Origin of the sequence: Natronospirillum sp., assembly GCF_022565775.1 — a bacterium.
Classification (GTDB): domain Bacteria; phylum Pseudomonadota; class Gammaproteobacteria; order Pseudomonadales; family Natronospirillaceae; genus Natronospirillum.
In genome coordinates, this window is sequence record NZ_JAIUMC010000137.1 from 1 (window position 1) to 5787 (window position 5787).

Here is a 5787-nt window from a genome sequence, read left to right on the forward strand (position 1 = left end):
GCGCCTTGCTCTCAGAGCGCTCAGTGGCTCAGAGCAGTGTCGAATTAACCAGACAGGACAATAGGACTGATTTCCATGTCATACTTCGACCATGACAGACTTCACTGCAGCACAAAACTGGACCCGCTACCTGGTGGGCGGCGCCGTTCGCGACCAGCTTCTGGGTCTGGGCGTCAAGGATCGGGACTGGGTGATCACCGGCGCCACCCCTGAACAGCTGACCCGACAGGGCTATCGACAGGTCGGGGCTGATTTCCCTGTGTTCCTGCACCCGGAAACCGGAGAAGAGCACGCCTTGGCGCGTACCGAGCGCAAGTCCGGCAGTGGTTACCAGGGCTTCATTTGCGACTTCTCTCCAGACATCACACTGGAAGAAGACCTGCGACGGCGTGACCTGACCATCAATGCCATGGCCATGACCGAGGATGGCGATCTGGTTGACCCCTATGGTGGACGGGCTGACCTGGAGGCTCGCGTCCTGCGCCATGTCTCGCCGGCCTTTGCCGAGGACCCGTTGCGGGTGGTGCGGGTGGCGCGCTTCGCGGCCCGTTTCAGCTCGCTCGGGTTCGCCATTGCACCGGAAACCCGGCAGCTGATGAAGCAGATGGTCGACCAGGGCGAACTGAGTGATCTGACGGCGGAGCGGGTCTGGCAGGACATGGCGCTGGCGCTTACCACCCAGCACCCCTCGGAGTTTTTCTACACGCTGCGGGAACTGGGGGCACTGGTTGTTCTGTTGCCTGAACTGGACCGCTTGTTTGGCGTTCCGCAAACCATGCGCTACCACCCGGAGGTGGATACCGGCATACACGCGATGCAGGCCCTGGACAAAGCCGCAGAGCTGACCTCACGGCTTGACGTACGTTTCGCTGTGCTCTGTCATGACTTTGGCAAGGGCGTGACACCGCGCGACCTGTTGCCTGGCCACCAAGGCCATGAAGAACGTGGGATCCCGCTGATCGAAGCGGTCTGTGAGCGGCTCAAAGTCAGCAAGGCCTTGCGTCGACTGGCCGTGCTGACCTGCCAGTGGCATACCCACTGTCACCGCCTGCCAGACCTCAGACCGGCCACAGTGCTCAAGATGCTCGAGCCTTTCAAACCCTGGCAGGATCGGCAGATGCTGGAGGGATTCGCTTTAGCCTGTCGGGCGGATGCCAGAGGCCGAAGCGGATTCGAGGAAACTGCTTATGCACAGGCCGACTGGATTCTGGAACTGGCAGAAGCAGCCAGCCAAGTCGAAACGGGCCCACTGATCGAGGCAGGCTATCAGGGCCCTGCCCTTGGCGAGGCCATCCGGCAGGCGCGCATCAAGGCCATTGGCCGCGCCTTGAAAGCGATCCGCAGTACTCAGCAGCAACACCAGTGACTGTCTTCAGGCAACGCACTGCCTTCAGTGCTCTGCCTTCTGTCCACCGTCCTCTGCACCCCAGGCCGGCAACATGTCCTGCGGGATTTCGAGCACGTTGAGAATGCGCGCAACAATAAAATCGATCATGTCTTCGACCGTCTGCGGCTTGTGGTAAAAACCCGGGCTGGCCGGCAATACCATGGCACCGGCATCCGTGGCGTGCAGCATGTTCTGCAGGTGCACCCGGGAGTACGGGCTTTCGCGCACCACCAGAATGACCGGCCGGCGCTCCTTCAATCCGACATCGGCACAGCGCTCGATCAGATTGTTGCTGGCCCCGGTGGCAACCGCAGACAGAGTGCCGGTACTGCAGGGACAGACCACCAGAGCCCGCCAGTGGCCGCTGCCGCTGGCCACTGGGGCCGTCCAGTCTTCGCGCCCGAACACTTTCAGCAGGCCACTCCCGACAGCCCATCGTGATTCCAGTTCAGCCTTAATGGCTTCCGGCTTGGCCGGCAATGGCTGGTCCGTCTCCAGTGCAGTCACCATCAGCGCCGCCTTGGAGACCATCAGATACACGGGCTGCCCGGCACGCAGCAACACCTCGCAAAGGCGCAGGCCGTATTGTGCACCGGACGCACCGGTAATCCCGATGGCAATCGCTGCCGGCTCGCCTGTGCGGCTCATGAACGGCTCTCCTGATCAGATTTCGAGGGCCTTTCGCGCAGACGCATCAGGCCTTCTTGCGCAGTAGAAGCCACCAGTTGGCCCGAACGATTGAAGATTTCACCGCGCACAAACCCGCGGGCATGATCGGAAATGGGGCTTTCAGCGACATACAGTAGCCAGTCGTCCAGCCTGAAATCCCGGTGGAACCAGATGGAGTGGTCCAGGCTCGCAATCTGCAAATCACGCTCCAGTATGGAGATGCCATGCGGCATCAGAGCCGTCTCCAGAAAGCCGTAATCCGAGGTATAGGCCAGCATCGAGCGATGCACACTCAGGTCATCGGGCAATGCCGCCGTGGAACGAATCCACATGTGCCTTTTGGCAACTCCCACACGTGGCCTGAACGGATTCTGGTTCTCGACAATGCGGAACTCGACCGGGCGCTCTGCGGTAAACTGTGCCCGTACCCGCTCCGGGATTTCTTCGGCATGCTGCCGGTACAGGCTCAGTTCGCTGTGCAGGCTTTCCGGGCCGGGCACACTGGGCATTGAAGTGGCGAACGACATCCCTTCCTCGGGCTTCTGGAAAGACACGGTCATGACCAGCATCGGCTTGTCATACTGGCTGGCCACCACTCGTCGGGCGCTGAAACTGCCTCCGTCGCGAATCACTTCCACGGCATAATGGATCGGCTGATTGACGTCGCCAGCACGCAGAAAGTAAGCATGCAGCGAGTGGGGCACTCGGTTTTCAACCGTATAGGACGCTGCGGACAGCCCCTGTCCAATGACCTGGCCACCAAACACCTTCGGAAACCCCAGATCCTGACTGTGGCCCAGCCATTCAAACTCTCCAACTGCCTCCAAGCTGAGCAGATCAATCAACTCTGCGACAACACTTCGCATCTGAATCCCCATTTTTTGTCAAATATTTGAACTGTTTCGCATCATTAAGTGTACAGTCATCACATTTCGGGCAAGTCACAGCTACCACTTGTTTCTTGACAGACTATAGTCCAATCTTACATAGCACCAATGAGAGGATGTGGACGATGTCAGCACCTGCTTTGAATCCAAGAAGCAATGCCGACCTGGAATGGAATCTTGATAAACTCCAATCCCGACAGAAAGCTCGGGAGTTTGTCCTGCATTTCGAAAGCCGGCTTTGCATATACAGTGACTCGGTAGAGCAATTGTATACCAATTACACGATCAATTTTCCGAGTCGTGACAATGCGCCGTTGGTAATACTGCCCAACCCCTATGCGTTCCATGATACTTACAGCAGTATCAATTCCGAAGCGGTTCGCGATACGGGTTTGTTCATCATTCCTGGCGAAACCATTGGCAAACGGGGTCTGCATATTGTGCAGAGAAGCCGCAAGACCAATGCCCTGTCGCCGGCCATCCCCTTCCGCAATGCGCTGCGCAAGATTCTGTCGAGCCAGGCCTCCGACGACCCGTTTTTGCCGGTGCTGGTAAAAGGTGACCTGCGTGAATTCGATTCAACCACCCCCTGTCTGCACCTGCATCGTATACGCCTCAATCAGTTGGAGCGGATTTCCTCGTTTCAGCGCAACAGCGTCAAGCGGGCCATCAACGAGAACCTGTACAACCTGTACCGCAACTCGGCCGACATTCAACTGAGCTGACCCCGAACCAGCTCGGGGTCAACATGGCGAAACGTCAGGTTGATCCGCTCACCGACCCTTTTCCGGGTTTTGGGCAGGCTGTGCTCCCAATAGCGCTGTGTATCGCCACGCATGACCAGCAGATCGCCATGGCCCAGATCCAATCCCATGCTCCTCCTCTCATGTCCAGTACACCAGGCCTTGCGCTGACGCAGTCTGAAACGTCTGCTCGCACCCAGTGACACGGAAGCAATAACGGGCGCCGGGCCCAGTTCCGGTTCATCATCCGCATGCCAACCCATACTGTGCTCCCCGTCAACATACCGGTTGCAGAGCACCGAGTTCAACGGTGCGCCCACCTGTTCCGACAGCCGCCGGGCCAACTGATGCAATTCAGCGGTCCAGGGCTCGGGTGAGAACCAGGTTCCGGAATAGCGGTACCGGGCGCCTGCGTCTCCCATCCACACCTGCAATCTGGGTTGCAGCACCGGCTTGCCAAACAGCCGGATAGCCTCCTGCTTCCAGGGCAAACAGGAGAGACAGTGGCTGAACAACTTGTCGGCGGCAGCGACTGTGAGATAATCGGCCACAGATTCTATATCAGGGTGTTCTACTGACAATGGCAACCTCAGCGAAAAGTGCACTGGACTGGCTCAAGGAGCATAATCCGGATGAAGCGACGGTCCAAGAGATGATCGAAAAGCTGAACCAGCGGATCGATGAATCGGGCCTGCCCGAAGACAAACTGCAAGGCAGCTTTGAAGCCCTCTCGGTGCTCGAGGCACACCAGGCAGGCGTGAGTCCTGACCAACAACAGGCCGCTCCGCAGGCCGACTCCCCGATGCCAGAGCTCGACACCACCCCCCTGATCGACCACACCCATATCGCGCCAGAAAGGCCGGCAGAGGAAAAGCGGGCCCTGTTCGAGCAATTGAAGCAGGAGCTGGGTGAGCGGCCAACCAAATAGGCGGGCAGCCACCCGGTTCCTGAGCGCTAACCTAGCCGTTATCGGGAACCCGATTGTCGGAAGATCAGTTGGAGATTTCGACGCCTCCAAAAAGGCAGGTGCCTTTCAGATACAGCCGCGGTGGACTGTCTGCTTCGGGCTTGCTGGTTCCGTCTTCTATGCCGCCAAATACGGGGATGCCGGACACGTGGATATCCCATTCTTTCGGCACTTTCAGCTCGATGCCACCAAACGCCGCAAACACCTCAATGGTAGCATCGCCCTGCAGCTTACTGTTACGCAGATCGATTTCAGCTCCGCCAAAAATAGCCGTTATTACACCGCCCTTAAAGTTGTCCGAACTGTTGTTCATTTCGAGCCCGGAGAACACCACAGTGGCATCGAGATCATCATGAGAGACCGACTTGCCGCTTTGCTTCGAGCGTCGAATCAGCAGCGACAGCCCGAAACCGATGATGGCGATGGGCCATATCAGTTGCCACACATTGGCTTCAATAATGTCGAGTGAGTTCAGCAACAGAAGCGCGCCTATCGCGATAATCGCAACTGGAACGATGAAAGCACGAGGGTTGTTGGCGAGGCTGATCAAGCCCACCACGATAATCAGCAAGGGCCCCCAGTTGCTGATCAAAGTGGAGACATCAATGATGCCGAGTGCATTGAGTAGAAAAACAGCGCCTACAGCAACCAGCAGGCTGCCAAACAACGTCCTTGATGTCGATTTCTGCACAGTAATCCTCGCCATGACGGCCTCCTTAAATGAGACTACTTTTATATGAAAGCAGTACTTACATCAAGATCAAGATTGGCGAAGGGCGTGCCCTGCCCCGAGCGCGGCCAAGGCCGGCGCCTACAGCGTGGCTCATTTGTAGGCCGTGGGCTTGCCCACGTATGGGCGTCCGCAGGACGCCTTGATGGGGCCTGCGGCCCAGTGCGCGACTCACGTCGCAGCCTACAATTGTGCCTCCGTTGTAGGCTGTGGCGTGAGTCACGCATGGCGGCGCAGCCGCCTTATGATGGGGCCTGTCGGCCCAAAGCGGGGCTTACGCCCCTGGCCTACAGGGGTGGGGTAATCCCCCAAAAACCAAAAAACCCGGCACTGGGCCGGGTTCTCTGGTTCTATTAGGCGCTTGACGATGACCTACTCTCGCATGGGGAGACCCCACACTACCA

7 protein-coding genes are annotated in these 5787 nt (G+C 58.2%); 3 read left to right on the plus strand and 4 right to left on the minus strand.

Annotation, left to right across the window (positions count from 1 at the left end):
• The first annotated feature begins 91 nt into the window (after positions 1-91).
• Positions 92-1366 (plus strand): multifunctional CCA addition/repair protein, encoded by a 1275-nt coding sequence (locus tag LAT62_RS15685; RefSeq protein WP_293386059.1) that lies wholly within the window; start codon positions 92-94, stop codon positions 1364-1366.
• Positions 1367-1390: 24 nt separating this feature from the next.
• Here the strand turns inward: LAT62_RS15685 and LAT62_RS15690 are convergent, their stop codons facing one another.
• Both LAT62_RS15690 and LAT62_RS15695 read right to left on the minus strand, forming a co-directional pair.
• A complete protein-coding gene (locus LAT62_RS15690) occupies positions 1391-2035 on the minus strand; it encodes a flavin prenyltransferase UbiX (RefSeq protein ID WP_293386061.1) in 645 nt (214 codons plus the stop codon).
• Positions 2032-2922, minus strand: a complete 891-nt coding sequence (locus LAT62_RS15695; RefSeq protein WP_293386063.1) for an acyl-CoA thioesterase domain-containing protein — start codon at positions 2920-2922, stop codon at positions 2032-2034. Before LAT62_RS15695 ends, LAT62_RS15690 begins: the two co-directional genes overlap by 4 nt.
• A gap of 146 nt (positions 2923-3068) precedes the next feature.
• Between LAT62_RS15695 and LAT62_RS15700 the strand changes: the two genes are divergently transcribed.
• Positions 3069-3668: a hypothetical protein gene (locus tag LAT62_RS15700; RefSeq protein WP_293386065.1), complete on the plus strand. Its 600-nt coding sequence runs from the start codon at positions 3069-3071 to the stop codon at positions 3666-3668.
• On the opposite strand, the gene LAT62_RS15705 is transcribed toward LAT62_RS15700, so the two are convergent.
• A complete protein-coding gene (locus LAT62_RS15705) occupies positions 3656-4237 on the minus strand; it encodes an alpha-ketoglutarate-dependent dioxygenase AlkB (RefSeq protein WP_293386067.1) in 582 nt (193 codons plus the stop codon). The genes LAT62_RS15700 and LAT62_RS15705 overlap by 13 nt on opposite strands.
• 29 nt (positions 4238-4266) lie before the next feature.
• Between LAT62_RS15705 and LAT62_RS15710 the strand changes: the two genes are divergently transcribed.
• A complete protein-coding gene (locus LAT62_RS15710) occupies positions 4267-4614 on the plus strand; it encodes a hypothetical protein (RefSeq protein WP_293386069.1) in 348 nt (115 codons plus the stop codon).
• Positions 4615-4678: 64 nt separating this feature from the next.
• Here the strand turns inward: LAT62_RS15710 and LAT62_RS15715 are convergent, their stop codons facing one another.
• On the minus strand, positions 4679-5320 hold the full coding sequence (locus LAT62_RS15715) for a DUF5668 domain-containing protein (protein WP_293386071.1): 642 nt from the start codon (positions 5318-5320) through the stop codon (positions 4679-4681).
• Between the last annotated feature and the right edge of the window lie 467 nt (positions 5321-5787).

What these genes read in the sequence shown, in the direction of transcription:
- LAT62_RS15685 (WP_293386059.1), top strand. Translation starts at nt 92, where the DNA reads ATGACAGACTTCACTGCAGCACAAAACTGGACCCGCTACCTGGTGGGC.
- LAT62_RS15690 (WP_293386061.1), bottom strand. Translation starts at nt 2,035, where the DNA reads ATGAGCCGCACAGGCGAGCCGGCAGCGATTGCCATCGGGATTACCGGT.
- LAT62_RS15695 (WP_293386063.1), bottom strand. Translation starts at nt 2,922, where the DNA reads ATGCGAAGTGTTGTCGCAGAGTTGATTGATCTGCTCAGCTTGGAGGCA.
- LAT62_RS15700 (WP_293386065.1), top strand. Translation starts at nt 3,069, where the DNA reads ATGTCAGCACCTGCTTTGAATCCAAGAAGCAATGCCGACCTGGAATGG.
- LAT62_RS15710 (WP_293386069.1), top strand. Translation starts at nt 4,267, where the DNA reads ATGGCAACCTCAGCGAAAAGTGCACTGGACTGGCTCAAGGAGCATAAT.